General features: G+C 65.9%; 14 protein-coding genes. 3 read left to right on the top strand and 11 right to left on the bottom strand.

The window, feature by feature from the left end:
- Positions 1-66 precede the first annotated feature (66 nt).
- Positions 67-681 carry a murein L,D-transpeptidase catalytic domain family protein gene (locus BSY18_RS09240; protein ID WP_083231391.1) on the bottom strand — a complete coding sequence of 205 codons (615 nt, stop codon included), beginning with the start codon at positions 679-681 and terminating at the stop codon, positions 67-69.
- 75 nt (positions 682-756) lie between these two features.
- Between BSY18_RS09240 and BSY18_RS09245 the strand changes: the two genes are divergently transcribed.
- The 3 genes from BSY18_RS09245 to BSY18_RS20620 all read left to right on the top strand — a co-directional run bounded on the left by BSY18_RS09245 (position 757) and on the right by BSY18_RS20620 (position 4,182).
- Positions 757-1,899, top strand: coding sequence for a L,D-transpeptidase family protein (locus BSY18_RS09245; RefSeq protein WP_150126246.1), 1,143 nt, complete (start codon positions 757-759; stop codon positions 1,897-1,899).
- Positions 1,900-1,988: 89 nt separating this feature from the next.
- Positions 1,989-3,872 (top strand): putative bifunctional diguanylate cyclase/phosphodiesterase, encoded by a 1,884-nt coding sequence (locus BSY18_RS09250; protein WP_150126247.1) that lies wholly within the window; start codon positions 1,989-1,991, stop codon positions 3,870-3,872.
- A 94-nt stretch (positions 3,873-3,966) separates the two neighbouring features.
- Entirely contained in the window at positions 3,967-4,182 is a 216-nt protein-coding gene (locus BSY18_RS20620) for a DUF1289 domain-containing protein (RefSeq protein ID WP_082382325.1), read from the top strand.
- Here the strand turns inward: BSY18_RS20620 and BSY18_RS09255 are convergent.
- From BSY18_RS09255 to BSY18_RS09300, 10 genes are all read right to left on the bottom strand, one after another.
- Entirely contained in the window at positions 4,160-5,377 is a 1,218-nt protein-coding gene (locus BSY18_RS09255; RefSeq protein WP_069050395.1) for a saccharopine dehydrogenase family protein, read from the bottom strand. The two genes, BSY18_RS20620 and BSY18_RS09255, sit on opposite strands and share 23 nt — an antisense overlap.
- A 164-nt stretch (positions 5,378-5,541) precedes the next feature.
- A complete protein-coding gene (locus BSY18_RS09260; RefSeq protein WP_054135215.1) occupies positions 5,542-6,132 on the bottom strand; it encodes a carboxymuconolactone decarboxylase family protein in 591 nt (196 codons plus the stop codon).
- A 4-nt stretch (positions 6,133-6,136) separates the two neighbouring features.
- Positions 6,137-6,904, bottom strand: coding sequence for an SDR family oxidoreductase (locus tag BSY18_RS09265; protein ID WP_069050396.1), 768 nt, complete (start codon positions 6,902-6,904; stop codon positions 6,137-6,139).
- Positions 6,901-8,664, bottom strand: coding sequence for a hydantoinase B/oxoprolinase family protein (locus BSY18_RS09270; RefSeq protein ID WP_069050397.1), 1,764 nt, complete (start codon positions 8,662-8,664; stop codon positions 6,901-6,903). Before BSY18_RS09270 ends, BSY18_RS09265 begins: the two co-directional genes overlap by 4 nt.
- The gene (locus BSY18_RS09275; RefSeq protein WP_069050398.1) at positions 8,661-10,727 is read right to left on the bottom strand and encodes a hydantoinase/oxoprolinase family protein; all 2,067 of its coding nucleotides are present in this window, start codon (positions 10,725-10,727) and stop codon (positions 8,661-8,663) included. Before BSY18_RS09275 ends, BSY18_RS09270 begins: the two co-directional genes overlap by 4 nt.
- On the bottom strand, positions 10,727-11,659 hold the full coding sequence (locus BSY18_RS09280; protein ID WP_054135219.1) for a 3-keto-5-aminohexanoate cleavage protein: 933 nt from the start codon (positions 11,657-11,659) through the stop codon (positions 10,727-10,729). The genes BSY18_RS09275 and BSY18_RS09280 overlap by 1 nt, the downstream gene beginning before the upstream one ends.
- 56 nt (positions 11,660-11,715) lie before the next feature.
- Complete coding sequence (locus BSY18_RS09285) at positions 11,716-13,089, bottom strand: MFS transporter (protein WP_236823496.1); 1,374 nt, start codon at positions 13,087-13,089, stop codon at positions 11,716-11,718.
- The gene (locus BSY18_RS09290) at positions 13,050-13,817 is read right to left on the bottom strand and encodes an SDR family NAD(P)-dependent oxidoreductase (protein ID WP_069050400.1); all 768 of its coding nucleotides are present in this window, start codon (positions 13,815-13,817) and stop codon (positions 13,050-13,052) included. The genes BSY18_RS09285 and BSY18_RS09290 overlap by 40 nt, the downstream gene beginning before the upstream one ends.
- Positions 13,814-14,944 (bottom strand): serine hydrolase domain-containing protein, encoded by a 1,131-nt coding sequence (locus tag BSY18_RS09295; RefSeq protein WP_069051831.1) that lies wholly within the window; start codon positions 14,942-14,944, stop codon positions 13,814-13,816. Before BSY18_RS09295 ends, BSY18_RS09290 begins: the two co-directional genes overlap by 4 nt.
- Before the next feature lie 56 nt (positions 14,945-15,000).
- On the bottom strand, positions 15,001-17,169 hold the full coding sequence (locus BSY18_RS09300; RefSeq protein ID WP_236823497.1) for a TonB-dependent receptor: 2,169 nt from the start codon (positions 17,167-17,169) through the stop codon (positions 15,001-15,003).
- Between the last annotated feature and the right edge of the window lie 12 nt (positions 17,170-17,181).

Genomic DNA, 17,181 nt, shown 5'->3' on the forward strand with positions numbered 1-17,181 from the left:
GCCCGGCTTCGTCCCCTTTTGGGGGCGTTGCCGGGCGGGAGCGCTGGGCGCTGACGACGCGCCAGCCTAGCGCGCGGAGAACAGCAGTCGTCCCGGCCCCAGCTGCGCCAGCACCATGGCGATATCGCTGTGCGAGACGGTGAAGCAGCCGAAACTGCGCCCCACCCTGCCCGATGTGCTCGCCATGGTCTGGCTGACATAATCGGCGCTGTGGATCACGATGGCCCGATCAAACGCCAGATCGTTTTGCGGATCGAGCCCGTGCAACCGCCGCGAGCGGCCATATTTGCCGACATAGCTCTCGCCCACCAGAAAGCTGCCTGCGGACGAGGCATTCGATCCCGGTTCGTTCGAGAATCGCTGCACGAAGCCGGTGTTGGCGGGGTCAGACCCGCGCCCATGCGCCACAAGGTTGCTCGACACGATCCGCCCGCTGCCAAGATCGATGACCTGAAAGCGCGGCTTGCCCGAAGGTGCGGCAAAATCGACGAGGCCGACAACATCGCGGTGCGGTACCTTGGCGCCATGGGCGTCGAGCGCCGCCCTGGCCTGGGCGAGCAGACCCGGAGCGGCATCGGTGCGCACGGCGGCGAAGGCGCGCGGCGCGCCCAGCCCGCCTACCCCCAGGCCGCCTACCCCAAGCCCCAGCGCTCCGATAAAGTGGCGTCGTGTCAGTTTCATTGCTACACCGTCAAACAGTTCAGTCACCGCAGAATTGGGCACTCCAGGCACAAAGTGCAAACGGACGGATCAAGAATGCAGAAAAAATCGCGGATGACAAGGTCGGCGCTGCTCGGCCTGGCGCTGGCAGGGCTGGCGGTTGCAGGCTCGGCATCGGCGCATGCGGCGTCCTGGCGGATCGCGCAGGCGCAGGAACTGCGCCAGTGGATCGCCGCCGCGCCGCAGGATGCGCTTCCGGTTCTGGACACCGCAGAGCTCGATGCCGCGCTGCGCGAAGGGCCGGGCCCGGCGCTCGACCTGAGTGCGCGCACGCTCGCGCTGAAGCTCGCCGCGATGCATCTGCTGGGCGCTTCGCCTGCAAACCAGAAGGCCGGCTGGCAGATCTCCGATACCGATGCGCAGACCGACCTGGGTCAGGGGCTCGACCAGGCGCTTGCCAGCGACAGCCTCGCCAGGTTCCTCACCGGCCTGCGTCCCGCGCACCGCGACTATGCCGCCCTGCGCGCCGCTTATGCCATCGAGAGCGACCCGGACCGCAAGGCAGTGATCGCCCGCAACATGGAACGCTGGCGCTGGATGCCGCGGGAACTGGGCGTGAACCATCTGCTGGTCAACGCCGCGTTCTTCGAGGCGCGGCTGACGCGGCAAGGCAAGCCCGACCGGACATGGCGCGTCATTGTCGGCAAGACCGCAACCCCGACCCCGGTGTTCGCGACCCAGATCACCGGCGTCAACCTCAACCCCTGGTGGAACATCCCGGTGAGCATCGTTCGCGAAAAGGGCGGGCGCTTTGCGGCAAGCCAGGGATATGTCCAGACGGGCGGGCAATGGCGGCAGAAGCCCGGCCCCGGCAACGCGCTCGGGCAGATGAAGCTGGTGATGCCCAATCCCTATAGCGTCTATATCCACGACACCCCCACCAAGGCGCTGTTCGCCAGGGAGACCCGCGCCTTCAGCCATGGCTGCGTGCGGATCGACGATGCGGTCGGATTTGCCACCGTGCTGCTCGAAGGCAGCAAGACCAGCGCCGAGGTCGCCGCAGCGGTCAAGGCGGGCAATTCGGTGACCTTCGATCTGGCGAACCCGATCCCGGTATACCTCGCCTATTTCACCGCCGCGCCCGCTGCCGACGGCACGATCGCGTTCAGCCCGGACATCTATCGCCGCGACAGCCGAATCGCGCTCGCCGCGAAAACGGGCGTGCCCTGCCGGGGCTGACGCTACGGCATGCCGCTGCTGCCGATGCCGCGCTTAACCAAACCTTAGACTGCCCTTGCTAGGCGTGATCGCGGTTGCTGGAGAAGGCCGTGATATCGCAGAGTTTTGAGCAACAGGCGCATGTGGTCGAGATCCTTGCGGATGCGATATCGGCGCATGTGTGCGACGCGGATCTGGCGATCGAGAAGATATTGTCGGGCATGGGCATCCTGAGCGGCGTCGACCGCGCCTATGTGTTCCAGCGAAAAGCCGGCGACCTGCTCGACAACACGCACGAATGGTGCAGCGACGGCGTGGCGCCGATGATCGATGTCCTCCAGAACATGCCGATGGACATCATTGCGCCGTGGCGCGAGGGCTTCGAGCGCGGCGAGCCGCTGCATGTTCCCTCGATCGATGCGATCGATCTTGCCCCCGAGCTTCGCGAACTGCTCGAGATGCAGGGCATTGTCGGGATCCTGCTTGTACCGGTGCAGTGGGACGGTTCGGTCATGGGGTTCGTCGGGTTCGACCAGGTCGACCAGGCGCGCCCGTTCTCGTCCGAAGTGCTGCGCATCCTGATCGCGGTGGCAGGCGCAGTGGGCACCATACTGGCCCGCGCCGCGGCGAACCGCGAGATCATCCGCACCAAGACCGAGCTGGAAGAGGCCGTCACGCAGTTGCGCCATCTGGTGATGCACGACGATCTGACCGGCGCGCCCAACCGGCGCGCGTTTCACCTCGCGATCAAGGCGGCGCTAGACAGCGGCGCGCGCTACCAGACCGAAACCAGCGTCGCGATGATCGACCTGGCGCGGTTCAAGAGCGTCAACGAGAAATACGGCCATACCGAGGGCGACCGGCTGCTGCGGCAGATCGTCGAACGCTGGGCTGTGGTGCGGACCCATGGCGTGGACATCTACCGCATCGGCGGCGATGAGTTCGCGGTCGTGCTCAACGGCAGCGATGCGGAACAGGCGATGCACACGGTTATCAAAACCATGCGCGCTGCGCTGATCGAACCGTTCATCCTGGGCGACCAGAATACGCGGATCGACATGAGCGCGGGGCTCACGGTTGCGCCGCGCGACGGCACCACTGCCGATGTGCTTGCCGCCAATGCCGATCTTGCAGTGCTGACCTCCAAGATCGAAAAGGGCAAAACCTGCACCTACAGCTCCGAACTGCGCAAGCTTGCGCTGCAGCGGCACGAGATCGCGCAGGATCTGCTCGCCGCGCGCCCGGACCGCGATTTCGTGCTGGCCTATCAGCCGATCGTCGATCTGCGCACCGGCGCCATCGTCAAGGTCGAGGTGCTGCTGCGCTGGCAGCATCCCACGCGCGGCCTGCTGATGCCCGCCGACTTCATCGATGTGCTGTGCGGGCTCGACCAGTCGCGCAGCGTGGGGCGCTGGGTGCTCGACACCGCCTGCCAGCAGATCGCGCACTGGAACAAGCGCTTCGGCATGGACCTCGTGGTGTCGGTCAACGCCTTCCCGCTTCAGGTAGCGACATTCGACTTCATCCTCGACGTGCAGAGCGCGCTCTACCGCAGCGGCCTTCCGGTCGGATGTCTCGAGATCGAGGTCACCGAGAACATCACGCTGCAGGAAGGCTCGCTCAACCTGAAGGTGCTCAAGCAGCTGTCGGAAATGTTCGTCGCGATTTCGCTCGACGATTTCGGCACCGGCTTTGCCAGCCTCAACAGCGTGACCCAGATCGAGGTCCAGACGCTGAAGATCGACCGCAGCTTCGTGTTCGGCCTGCGCCCGGGCGATCCGCGGATCGAGGTGCTCAAGGCCATGCAGCGCATGACCAAGGGTCTGGGCATCCGCACGGTCGTCGAGGGGATCGAGCACAAGGCCGTGGCCGACATCGTGCGCAAGATCGGCTTCGACTGCGGCCAGGGCTATTACTGGAGCCGCCCGGTCGATCCCCGCTCCTTTGCAGGCCTGCTCGAGGCCGAATGCGCATCGGCGGTGCAGTTCGGCTGATCCCGCCGCGTCCGTCTCCCGGACCGGTGCGCCTGCGCGCATCTCCCACAATGGTGCGCTTGCGCGCAGGGGGGCGTTGTGGTTTGTGCGCGGCGTGAAGTCACCCTGTAACCTGACCTGCCGGATTGAACCCGATAGCGGCTATTGCGCGGGCTGCGGCCGCGACATCGCGGAAATCGTCGAATGGCCGAGCGCGCCTGATGACCGCAAGCAGCAGATCCTCTCGGCGTTGCCGCAGCGGCTGGCGGCGATGACCGACGCGCACCCCGCGCCGGTTGGACCGCCTTCTATTCCAGCAGCTCGAACGTAAGCCCGGCATCGGCCTGCAGCCGCTCGATCAGCATGTCGCCCAGCAATGTCGCCGGCGTCCAGAACCCTCCCGGAACATCGTCCGCCACGTCGCGGGCAAGACACGCCGCGGCCTGTGACAGCATCTTGGCGGTGGATCCGTAGCCGGGGTCGCGATCCCCCGTCACCCGGCAGGCGATCGTCTCGCCCTTGGCGGTCGTGCCGCGGAACACGATATCGAACCCACCTTCCAGCTGCGCCTTCTCGCTGGGGCCCTCGCCCGGCTTGGGCAGCACCGCGGTTTCGAGCAGCCAGCGCACCGGCGGCACCGCCAGACCCAGCATCAGGGCATTCAGGCCCCAGCTCGTCGCCTGCGCCGTCGTCTTGCCGCGCGCGCCGGCCCCGGTCACCACCGCCTCTTCGTAGCGAAAGCCGGTGCCATAGCTGTTGCCGCTCAGCGCATTCGACCGATGCACCACCCGGGCGTTGATCGCCTCCATGATGAACGGCGCGATCCAGCCCCCCGAGGCCTCGTCATGGGCGATCTTCACCTCGCGTTGCGGGGCCGAGAACCCATGCCCCGGCGGGCAAAGGCTGTAGGGGTCCTTCAGCTCGCGCCGCAGATCGGCATCACCCACCGCTTCCTTGACCATGTTGATCATGCTCGCGATGGTCCCGCCCGATGCGCCGCCCTTCATGCTGACGACCCGCATCGCGATCTTCTCGCACGGCTGGCCGAAGCGCTGCAGCGCGTGCCGCTGGAGAAAATGCACGCCCAGATCCGACGGGATCGAATCGAACCCGCAGCAGTGCACGATCCGCGCACCACTTGCCTTGGCGTCGGCTTCATGTCGCACCTGCATCTTGCGGATCCATTGCGGCTCGCCGGTCAGGTCGCAATAATGCGTGCCGCTCGTGGCGCAGACCTGCACCAGCAGGCTGCCGTACAGCGCATAGGGGCCGACAGTGGACATCACCACGCTGGTCCGCGCGCACATCTTCCGCAACGCGGCCTCGTCGGCGGCATCGGCAACGATCATCTCGACCCCCGACAGCCCGATCGCATCGCTGACGCTCTGCAGCTTGGCCAGCGAGCGCCCGGCAATCGCCCATCTGATCGACCCGTCCGCAAACTGCCCGTGCATGTACCGCGTGATAATCTGGCCGACGAAACTGGTCGCCCCATAAACGATGATGTCGAAATTCGCGTCGGTCATGTGTGTCTCCAGAGCAAGGCCCGGAGACGGTGATACGGGAATAACGCGCGGCTGCCACAGATTACTCTGCCCGTGGCGGCAACAGCCATTGCCGCATGGGGCGCACCAGCGCCGTGGCGCAGGGCTGTCGGATCAGGATCGCGGCGCGCGCTATCCGTGCCAGCTCATCCGGCGTGGTTGCCGATTTGCCACCCCTGACCTGCCAGATGGGCTTCGCCGAACCGGCGGGGAGTCTCTTCGAGCGTGGTCGCGAGGCTGTCGTTCCAGCGGTTGAAAAAGCCGTAGAGCGCGATGACCGCGAGCAGTTCGACGATCTGTTGCTCGTCGAAATGCACGGCCAGTTGCGCCATCGCTGCATCGGTCACTCCGGAGGGGGACTGTCCGGCAAGCACCGCAAAGGAGAGCGCGGCGCGTTCGGCTTGCGAGAACAGCGGGCTGCGCTCATAATCCCAGATCGCCGCGATCTTCTCGACCGAAGCGCCGCTGTGCGCCGCGTTGCTTGCGGTGTGCGCCGAACAATATTGGCATCCTGCGGCCATGCTGGCGAGATAGCCCGCCATGTACTTGAGATCGGCTGCCACGCGCCCTGCCCCCATGATCGCTGTCCAAAGACCAAGCGTGGCCTGCAGGATATCGGGCCGGTAGCCCAGCGTGGTGATGCTGCCGGGCAGCTCGGCGAAATCGGCGAGAAACGGGCTGGTGTCGATTCCGCGCTCGGCAAGTTCCTCGATTGTCAGCGATTTGATGCGTGCCATGCTGTCAGCCTTCCCATTCGCAATTGCCATCGACGCCGATGATTTGCCCGGTGACGTGCCGCGCCGCGTCCGATGCCAGAAACAGCGCCATGTCGCCGATTTCCGACGGCTGGATCTTGGTCCTCAGCGAGATGAAGCCCAGCGCCTCGGCTTCGACTTCAGGCACGGTCAGCCCACGCGCTTCGGCCGCCCGCCCCATCAGCATCCGCATCCGTTCGGTGTCCATGAAACCGGGGCGGATCGCGTTGACGCGGATGCCATCGGGGCCAAGCTCGCGCGCCAGATTGCGGGTCATCCCCTCCAGCGCCCATTTCGATGCGACATAAGCGGTGCGCCCGGGAAGCCCGGTGACCGCCGATGCCGTCGAGATGTTGATGATCGCGCCGCTGCCGACGTTCTTCATCCCGGGAACCACTGCGCGGATCATGTGGAACGCGCCCTGCACGTTGACCGCAAAGCAGCGCGCCCATTCGTCGGGCGCGTTGGTCTCGATCCCGCCGATCGGCCCTGCGATCCCGGCGTTGTTCACCAGCACGTCGACCGGCCCCATCGAGGCCGCAAAAGCCTCCACCGCGACCGGATCGGCAACGTCGACGCAGTATCCCGAAAGTCCCGGATGACCGTCACATGCGCTGTCGAGCGCGGTCGGATCGACATCGCAGATGCTGACCTTCCAGCCCGCGCCGGCAAAGACGTGCGCGATGGCAAGGCCGATGTTCGCTGCGCCCGCGGTGACCACCGCGTGCCTGATCGGAGTCGCTGGAATGCTCATGAATGGTGCTCCCGCAATTGCCGTGTCGCAAGACCGTCAAGCCGCCCGTCCGGCAGCGCGACGACCCCGTAGATGCTGCGCGCCCGCTCGGCGCTGATCAGTCCTTCGGCCATGTCGCGCAGCACCGTCTCGGCTGGCCGCTCGAAGGGTGATCCGTAGCCACCGCCGCCGCACGACACCGCCAGCACGCGCTCGCCGTCCTCGACATGCACCTGTGCACAGGCGGCGAGCCGCTCGCTGCTGCCATCGACATGGATGATGTGTTGGTCCGCACCGCCGCCCGATCCACCGCCACGCACGCCCACCGGCGCGTTGACGTGGCCGTCGGACAGATAGCCGATGTCGATCGCACCGCCCACGGGACCGAACTCGATGACGGTCGATGGCGCGCCATTGGTGCGGCCCGCGCCCTCGCTATCGGGCACGAACGCGCGCCGGTGGACAAGAATGGGCTGGACGATCTCGGCATGCTCGACCCCGTCGATGCAGCACAGCCCGGCGTTGCCGACATGCCCCACCGTCCACCACGCATCGGCAACCGGGCTTGCAGCCCCGCCGCTCATGCCCAGAAACACCTGATTGACAAAAGCCTTGCCGCTGCGCGGATCTATGCCCGAGACCACGCCAGCCGAAGGCGCGATCACCGCGCCCACTTCGGCCATGCCGATGCCATCCTGCAGCCCGGCGAGCGCGGTCTGCACCGAGTTGGCGACGCGGTCGGCGATGTTGGTGGTGGCTGCCGAGCACGAGAACGGATGGATCGGGATGCCCGCGATGCACCCTTCGCGCAAACGTACGTCGATCCGCCGGAACGAGCCTGCATTCTTGGGTACCTGATAGTCGATGCTGTTGAACACCCCGATCATCGCGGCGGTGCGCGCGCAGGCTTCGGAAAGGTTCATGCCGCAGGGCATGCAATCGGGATTGTCGGCAAGGTCCACCGTCACCCGGCCCGCTGCCGGATCGACAGTGATGTGCGAGGTGATCTTGACCCCCTCGGCGGGAAGCCCGGGGAACGGATCGTGCGTCGAGCTGCCGCTGACCTGGCCTGCGGGCAATGCCGCGATCGCCTCGGCCATGCGCGCCTCCGAATAGTCGAACCACTTCCCGGCGAACGCTTCGAGCCGGTCCCAGCCGATGTCCTCGGCCAGGGCGGTCAGGTTGCGCTCGCCGACGCGGACTGCACCGACGGTCGAGAGGTAATCGCCGTGCCACTGATGCGGCACGCGGATGCGCACCTTGCACATGCGGATGATGTCGTCGATGTCCTGCCAGTCGCGCTGCACCTGCACGGCCGGGAAGATCAGCGCGCCCTCGTTATAGACGTCGGTCGCCTCGCCCATATAGGTCGTGGGCTGCGAGTTGCCGATATCGGCCTGGTGCGCCTTGGCAAGCAGGGTGAACCGGTGCCGCCCCTGGGGATCGAAAACCGGTGCGATCACAGAGAGGTCGGCGGGGTGCGAGCAGCCGTGATAAGGCGAATTGTGCAGGAAGGCATCGCCCGGCTTCTGGACCGGGTGGAAGTCTTTCACCGACTTGACCATCAGATCTGGCCCGGACAGCACGTGGATCGGCAGGCTGTCGGCGGCGGTGATGAGCTCGCCATCGCGGGTCAGGATGCAGCACGAGAAATCGCGCGCACGGTTGAGCACGCCCGATCGCCCGGTGCGCAGCAAGGTGTTCGACATCGCGCGCACCACGCCATCGAGACGGCTGCGCAGCACCGCCATTTGCGCGCCGTTGAAGCTGGGCGAAGTCATTGCGAGCGCTCCTCGATCAAGATGGCCCCCGGCGCCGAGCGCCAGAAGCACGACGCCGGATCGACGACGATGGTGGTGAAATCGGATTCGATGATCGCCGGGCCGACGATCTTGAGATCGGCCGCAATCGCCTCGAGCCGCCAGACCGCGGTGCTGCACCAGCCGCTGCCAGCAAAATACACCTCGCGCGTGCCCGCCTCGCGCCGCTCGGCCTGGTGCATCGCGAGCCTGAAGTCCGATGCGCCGTCGCGCGCCGAACATTGCACGCGCGCGCGCAGGCCGATCAGTTCGATGTCCGATGCCGGATCGACGATCGTGAACAGCCGCAGATGCTCTGCCTCGAAGCGCTTGCGGAAATCCGCGATTGCGCGGTCGCTGGCAAAGTCGATGTCCGGCAGCGGCACGTCGATCTCCCATGCCTGGCCTTCGTAGCGGGCCTCGGCGATGAAATGCGTCTCGCCCGGCCTGCCCGACCCCGCAATGAATTGGGCAGCGCGCGCTGCCAGCCCGGCCACCGCAGCGCCGACCGCGTCGCTGTCGAACCGCGCGGTGCTGCTGTGGACGGTGGCAGCGAACTCGGCAGTGATGTCGGACATCATCGCACCTGCCGCGCTCATCGCTGCGCCGGTCTCGGGGATCAGCAGCCGCGGGCAACCCAGGCGCCGCGCGATGAAGGTCGAGTTGAGACCCGCCGCCCCGCCCCCGCCGATCAAGACCGCCCTGGCCGGGTCGATGCCCTGGTTGACGACGAGGTCCTGGATGGCCTGCACCATCGCTTCGGTGGCCAGGTCGACGATCGACCACGCGGCATCCTCGATGGAAACTCCAAGCGGCGCGGCAATGTGCTCCTTGATCGCGCGGCGCGCGCCTTCAGCATCGAGCTGCATCTTGCCGCCAAGGAAAAAATCAGGGTCCAGATAGCCCAGTACCACGCACGCATCGGTGACCGTGGGCAGGGTTGCACCGCGCTGGTAGCAGACCGGGCCCGGCATCGCGCCTGCGCTTTGCGGGCCGACATGCAGCAGGCCCGAGGCATCGACGCGCGCGATGCTGCCCCCGCCCGCGCCGACGCTTTTCACCTCGACCGAAGGATAGCCCGCCAGATGCCCACGATACGGCTCGCCGATCCACAGATCGCGGGTCATCGCGACGCGGCCGTCGGCGATGATCGAGATGTCGTAGGTGGTGCCGCCGGTATCGGCGATGATCGCATTGTCGAAACCGCCCTCGCGCAAGGCGTAGTGACGCCCCGCCACAGGGGCCATCGACGGGCCGGAATTGATTGCCGAGATCGGTTGCGCAGCCACCTCGCGCGCATCGACCATGCCGCCCGCGCTGGTCAGCACCATCACGCGTCCAGCAAACCCGGCTTCGGCCAACCGCGCTTCGAGGCTGCCGAGATACGCGCCCATCAGGGGCTTGAGCGACGCATCGATCGCCGCAGACGACGCGCGGCGAAACTCGCGCAGCGTCGGGTTGACGCTGTGCGACAGGCTGAAGGGCGTGCCCGGAAAGCGCGCAGCGATCATTGCGCCGATGCGGCTTTCGTGCACCGGGTTGACCGTCGACCACAACAGCGCGACCGCGATCGCTTCAACATCGGCCTGCGCGATCGCCTCGAGCACCTGTTCGGTCGCGGCCTCGTCGAGCGCGGTCAGCACCTTGCCGCCCGCCATGATCCGCTCGGGCACCTCGAAGGTGAGTGCGCGCGGCACGTATGGCTGCGGATAGGCGTGCGCGTGGTTGAACGGCTCGGCCCTGCCGCCCTCACGGAACAGCAGCATGTCGCGGTGCCCGGCCGTGACGATCAATGCGGTGCGCGCAGTGCGCCCCTGGATGATCGCGTTGATCGCATGCGTGGTGCCATGGATGAAGCTGTCGCCGCGCGCGAGCAGGTCGGCCAGCGTCAGCCCGCGTGCATCGGCCGCGACGCGCAGCGCGTCGAGCACGCCGGCCACCGGGTCCGACGGGGTGGTCGCCGCCTTGTGCAGCGTGATCGTACCATCGTCTTCCTCGACGACAAGGTCGGTGAACGTCCCGCCGGTATCGGTTGCAAAGCGCATCAGAAAGCCACCCTGTCCCCGCCCTTGGTGCCCAGGATCTCTCGCGCCTCTTCGGGGGTGGCGATCGGGATGTCGAGCGCATCGAGGATCTGGCGCACCTTGCGCACCTGCTGCGCGTTGCTGACGGCGAGCTCGCCCTTGCCGATGTACAGGCTGTCTTCCAGCCCGACGCGGACGCTGCCGCCGACCAGCGCACATTGCGCCAGAAACTTCATCTGCGGGCGGCCGACGGCAAAGCACGACATGATGTAATCATCGCCGAACAGCCGGTCAGCGGTCTGCTTCATCAGGAAGAAGTTCTCCAGTTCCGCGCCCAGCCCGCCCAGGATGCCGAAGATGCCCTGGATCAGGAACGGCGGCTTGATCAGGCCGAGGTCGGCAAAGTGCTTCACGCTGTAGAGATGGCCGATATCGTAGCATTCATACTCAAAGCGGGTGCCATGGCCCTCGCCCAGCTCGGTCATGATCCGTTCGATCAGCGCGAAATTGTGGTTGGCTGGGAAGCGCTTGGAGCCCAGCATAAGCTCGCGTTCCCACTCGTGCTTCCAGTCGAACTTGTCGGCGAGCGGCCAGAAGCCGAAGTTCATCGATCCCATGTTGAGCGAGGTCATCTCGGGGCTCGCGGCCAGCGGCCCGGCCATGCGGTCGTCCTCGCTGAACCCCGGGGCGCCGCCGGTGGTGATGTTGATGATCGCATCGGTCTGCTGTTTGATCCGCGGCAGGAACTGCATGTACAGCGCAGGATCGGGGGATGGCCTTCCGTCGATCGGATCGCGCGCGTGCAGGTGCAGCACCGCCGCCCCCGCCTCGACCGCCTCGATCGCCTGCTCGGCTATCTCGTCGGGCGTGACCGGCAGATAGGGTGACATGCTGGGCGTGTGGATCGATCCCGTGACTGCACAGGTGATGATCGCCTTACCGGTATGCTTCATCGATTGGCTCCAATTGTGTCTAGAAGGTTCAGGGCGGCGGCAGGTGCCGCGCGTGACTATTCGAGCGCGCGCATCGTCCGGCCGAAGGCCGTGCGACTGGCCATCGCCATCGTCGCGCCAAAGCTGGCAACGACGAGAACCATCGCGAGCAACGAGAGGTTGAGCTTGTCGGGATTGGCAAAGACGAAATCGGTGATCGCGCCGACCAAGGGAGGGCCCAGTCCGATGCCCACGAGCGTCACGATGGCGAGGAACACCGAGGTCACCACCCCGCGCATCGCGGGTGGAGTAAGCATCTGCACGCCTGCGAGCGAGGCGGGCGATCCCAATGTCAGCGAGAAATTGAGCAGGCCATAAGCGACGACCGAAGTGGCGATATCGCGGCTCAAGGCGAACACGAGCATGGTCGGGACCGCGCCGAGCAGGCCGATCGTGATGACCGGTGCGGCCGGAGACGGCGCACCGCTTCGCGCGAACCGGTCGGTCAGCCAGCCTCCGCTGAGATGACCCAGAGGCGCTGCTACCAGGATGACGCTGCCGACCAGCAGGCCCGCCTGCGACGGAGTCATGTCGAACAGCCGCACGTAGAAAGTCGCGCTCCACGCAGCGATGGTCTGGATCAGCAGCACGACCGCAACCGATGCGGCGACGTGCGGCATATAGGCGCTGCGATGGGCCCTGGCATGCGCGATCGCCGGACCAAAGCCTGGCTTGGCGAGCGGATCGGCGACCTGCACCCGCTTGGGTTCGCGCAAGGTCAGCGCAATGATCAGCGCCAGCGCCAGCCCGGGCAGCGCCATGAAGACGAACGTGCCCTGCCATGGCTGAAGCGTTCCTACCATCGGCAGGGTCAGCCCGCCCTGCGCCACCAGCAGCGCCAGCACCGCGCCACCGCCGATCATCGCGGCGCTCTTGCCGAGCGATGCTCCGGTGGTGAACAGCGAGACCGCGCGGCCGAGCTTTTCCTTGGGGAAATAGGTGGCAAGCAGCGACATCGCGGCAGGCACCAAAGCGGCTTCGCCAAAGCCCACCCCAAGCCGTGCGAGGAACAGTGAGCCGAAGCTGTCGGCCAGCCCGCACAAGGCGGTCGCGATGCTCCATAGCACGATGCCGATGACGATGAGATTGCGCCGGTTGACCTGATCGGCCATCCGCCCGAGCGGCACCGCGACGACGACGTAGAGGATCACGAAGCCGGTGCCCTGAAGCAATCCGAGTTCGGTGTCCGAGATGCCCAGATCGAGCTTCAATGGCTCCATCACCAGGCTGAGCACGAAGCGGTCGACGAACGACACCAGATGCGCCATCGCCAGCAGCCCGGCGACGTACCACGGGTACCATCCTCCTGTAACCGACGATGGCTGCACCAGACGGGGCGATGCCGGATGCATCAGCCGATCGCCGCCGAAATGCCTTCGTCGGCGAGCCATGTCGCGCCGTGCACCGCACGCGCCTCGTTCGAGAGCAGGAACAGGATGACGCCAGCGATCGCATCGGCATCGCTGAACGCGACCCCGCTCGGCGTCATCGCCTGCATCGCGGCGATCGCCTCGGCATTGTTGCGGACGTCCTCGTTCATCGGAGTCGCGGTGTTGCCTGGAGCGACCGCGTTGATCGCGATGTTCATCGGGGCGAGCTCTGCGGTCAGCGCGCGGGTCATCATCACCACCGCGGCCTTGCTCGCGCAATAGAGCGAGTGGCTGTTGATCCCGATCATTGCCGCGGTCGAGGCGCAGTTGACGATCCTGCCACCACCCCGGCGCTGCATCAGCGGGGTTGCCGCCGCGATGCTGTTCCACAAACCGGTGACATTGATGTCGATCATCCGCGCGGCATCACCGCCATCGGTGGCACCGACCGGGGTCGCGTAGAACACCCCTGCGGCATTGACGAGCAGGTCGAGCCCGCCAAGATCGGCTTCGACACTGGCCATCAGCGCAACCATCGCGGCAGCGTCGCGGACGTCGGCCTTGTAGGGTCGCGCGTTGCCGCCCGCGGCGACGATCGAACTTGCGACCGCGTGCGCCTTGTCCAGCGAAGAGCTGGCGAGAATTGCAACCTCGGCGCCTTCGGCGGCCAGCGCGCGCGCAACGCACTCGCCTATGCCCGAGCTGCCACCAGTGACCAGCGCCACCTTGCCATCGAAACGACCGGTCATGCGTACACCGCCGCGCTCAGCGCCGCGCAGCGCTCGCCGAGCCCGCCGCCGGCGCACATGAATGAGGGACTGTATCCGAACGATATCCGGTTTTCCGGGTCGGCAAAGCCGAGTGCGCCGCCTGCGCCGGGATGGCCGAAGCTACCGGGATTGCTGCCCATCGGCGACATGTTCGGCTCGTTGAGGAAGAAGCCGTGGCCATAGCGGAACACCCGGTCGGTCATCGCACAGGTACCGAACCAGGACTGGTTGCGCATCGCGTCGATCGTTGGCGGCGAAACCAGCCGGACACCATCCAGCGTGCCACCGCAAGCCAGCGCGGCGTAGACCTTCGCCACCGATCGGGCATTGCCGTGCCCGTTGCTCGACGGCATCACGCCTTCGCGATAGGCGACGTCGTTATAGGGATCGTCCGATGGCGGACGCTGCTTCCATGCCCGGCCCAGCTTGGTGGTGCGGTCACGCGTCTGGACGAAGGTGTGGCTGTCGGGATTGGGAATGATGTCGGCCACCCGCGTGTCGGGCGCACCGCGCGTGCCATAGCCGTAATCGACGCCAAGCGGCTGGGCCACCTCCTCGTCGAAAAAGCGTTCGAGCCGGCGACCGTCGATTCGGCGGACCAGTTCGCCCAGCAGATATCCCGCACTGAAGCTGTGATAGCCATGATCGGTGCCGGGCTCCCATTCGGGAAACTGCTGTTCATAGGCGTGGATCATCGCCTCCCAGTCGAGCCCAGCGCCATCGGGCGCGGAATCGGCGAACAACAGGCCCGCCTTGCCGGTGATCAAGGTGCGCACGGTTATCGCCGCCTTGCCGCCGCCAGCGAACTCGGGCCAGTAATGCGCCACCGGGCGATCCATATCGAGCACGCCGCGATCGGCGAGCATCCAAAGGCACAAGGCCGCCATGCCCTTGCCCACCGACATCATGCAGACGATGGTGTCCTGCGCCCAGGGCCGGGTCTGCGCCTTGTCCGCCCAGCCGCCCCAGAGGTCGACACGCTGCACGCCATCACGAAACACCGCGACCGCGGCCCCGCGTTCGCCGCGCTCGCGAAAGTTCGCTTCGAACACCTCGCGCACTGCGGCGAATTCCGGGTCGCAATATCCCTGGATGGAGGCTGTCATCACTGCGGTCATGGTCGTTTCTTCGTGCTGGAGGTGTCGGTCGCCACGATGTCGGATCAATAGGCTACGCTGACCCGCAGCCCGTAGGTCCGCGGCTCTCCGACACGTCCCACGATGCCCGAGGCGAAACTTGCGGTGCTGGTGACATATTCCTTGTCGGCCAGGTTGCGGCCGAACACCATCACGCGAAAGCCACTGTCGCCAAAGTCATAGCCCAGGCTGGCGTTGATCAGGCCATAAGGCGACTGCTGGTCGAGCCCGACATTGCCTGCTGTGAAGAACTGGCGGCCGCGGTGGCTGTATTCCGCGCGTCCGATGATCGAGCCGTTGCCAACGGGAAGATCGAGATCGACGAACGCCGAATAGGCCCATTTCGGCGCAAGGTTGAGCCGGTTGCCCGAAGCATCGAACACCACGTTGCCGGGTGCGAGCGCGGTGGTGTAGTTCTTGTACACGGCATCGAGATACGCAAGGTTAGCGCCGATCTGGATGCCCCGCACCGGCCGAATCAGCGATTCGATCTCGACCCCGTCGACGGTCGCATCGGACGCATTGGTGATATCGATCACCCCCGGCGTCAGAAACGCCTGCACCTGAAGGTTGGTGTAGTCATAGTGGAACACGGTGCCGTTGAGGCGCCACAGCCGGTCGAACAGCTCGAGCTTCACGCCCGCTTCATAGCTCCACAGCGTTTCGGGATCGAAGCCCTGGTTGACGTTGCGGCTGGCGAAGTTGAATCCGCCGGACTTGAACCCCTTGGTCGCCGAAGCATAGAGCAGCACGTCATCCATCGGCCGGAACTCGATGCCGATCTTGGGGGTCCAGGCCGAATACACGTCGCGCAGCTGATAGGTTTCGGGAAAGCCCGGGCGGAACCCGCCGGTGGTCACGAAGAACTGGCTGGCGGTCTGGTCGAAGCGCTTGCGCTCGCGGGTATAGCGCGCGCCTGCGGTGAGGCTGAGCCGGTCGGTCAGCGCGTAGCTGGCCTGCACAAAGCCTGCGAGGGCTGCCGTTTCGATGACGGGCGCGAAATTGGCCCGCACGTTTGCGGCGAAGGTGGTGACCGACGAGTTCACCTGGATGTTCTCGTCGAAATAATAGACGCCCAGGATATACGACAGGTCGCCCAGCGTGCCCGACAGGTTCAGCTCCTGCGAAAACTGGCGCTGGCCTTCGAACTGGTCGGTGCGCCGCACGTTGAGCGCGGTTCCGTCGGTATCGCCGACCTGCTGCAGGCGGTTGGTGCGATATCCGGTCAGCGAGCGAAGCGTTGCACCGCCCAGATCGTAACTGAGGTCTCCCGAGACGCCCCATTGGGTGCGGTCGGATCCCGAGCGGATGTTGAGCGCGACGGTGCGGAAATCGCCGAGCACGCTGTTGGCAACCGGGTCGTTGGTCGGCTGGAGCATCTTGACATAGCCGCCGAGCGCATCGTCCGAATGGAGGTAATCGGCCCGCAGCACGAGGTCGAGACGGCTGTCGGGGGTGAAGCGCAACTGCACCCGGCCACCCACGGTATCCTCATCGTCGATATCGCCGACCCCTGCGACGGCATTGTCCAGAAATCCGTCACGCTTCGAGCGCAGCACCGAGAACGACGCTGCGATCTTGCCCGGGACCACCGGTCCGCTGACATAGCCTTCGGCGCGCATGAAATCGTAATTGCCATAAGTGAGCTGCGCACGGGCGCGCATTACATCGTCGGGCTTGCGGCTGATGACGTTGATCGTGCCGCCGACCGAGTTGCGACCGTACAGCGTGCCCTGCGGACCGCGCAGAACCTCGATACGCTCGACGTCGAGGAAGTTGCTCAGATAGCTGCCGGGCCGCGCCAGGTAGATGCCGTCGACATGCATCGTCGACGATGGGTCGGATCCGCCGAACACGTTGTTCGAACCGACGCCGCGGATATAGACCTGCGAGAAGGTGGCGTTCTGGGTGACCTGAAGCCCCGGCGCCAGCGACACCAGGTCGCGGATGTCCTTGATCCCGGCGCGGTCGAGCGTTTCGGCGCTGACCGCGGTTACCGCCAGCGGGGTATCCTGCAGTCGGGTTTCGCCGGTGCGGGTCGCGGTGACGATGATCTCGTCGTCATAGCCCGATGGAGCAGCTTCCGGCGCGGGATCGGCGCTGGCGGCTTGCTGGGCGAACGCAGCGGGCGATGCGATGGTGATCGCGATTGCGATTGCAGATGCTCCCCGCATCGATGCGAATTGGCTGACCATGATCGTCCCCTT

Source organism: Blastomonas sp. RAC04 (assembly GCF_001713435.1).
Lineage (GTDB): Bacteria > Pseudomonadota > Alphaproteobacteria > Sphingomonadales > Sphingomonadaceae > Blastomonas > Blastomonas fulva.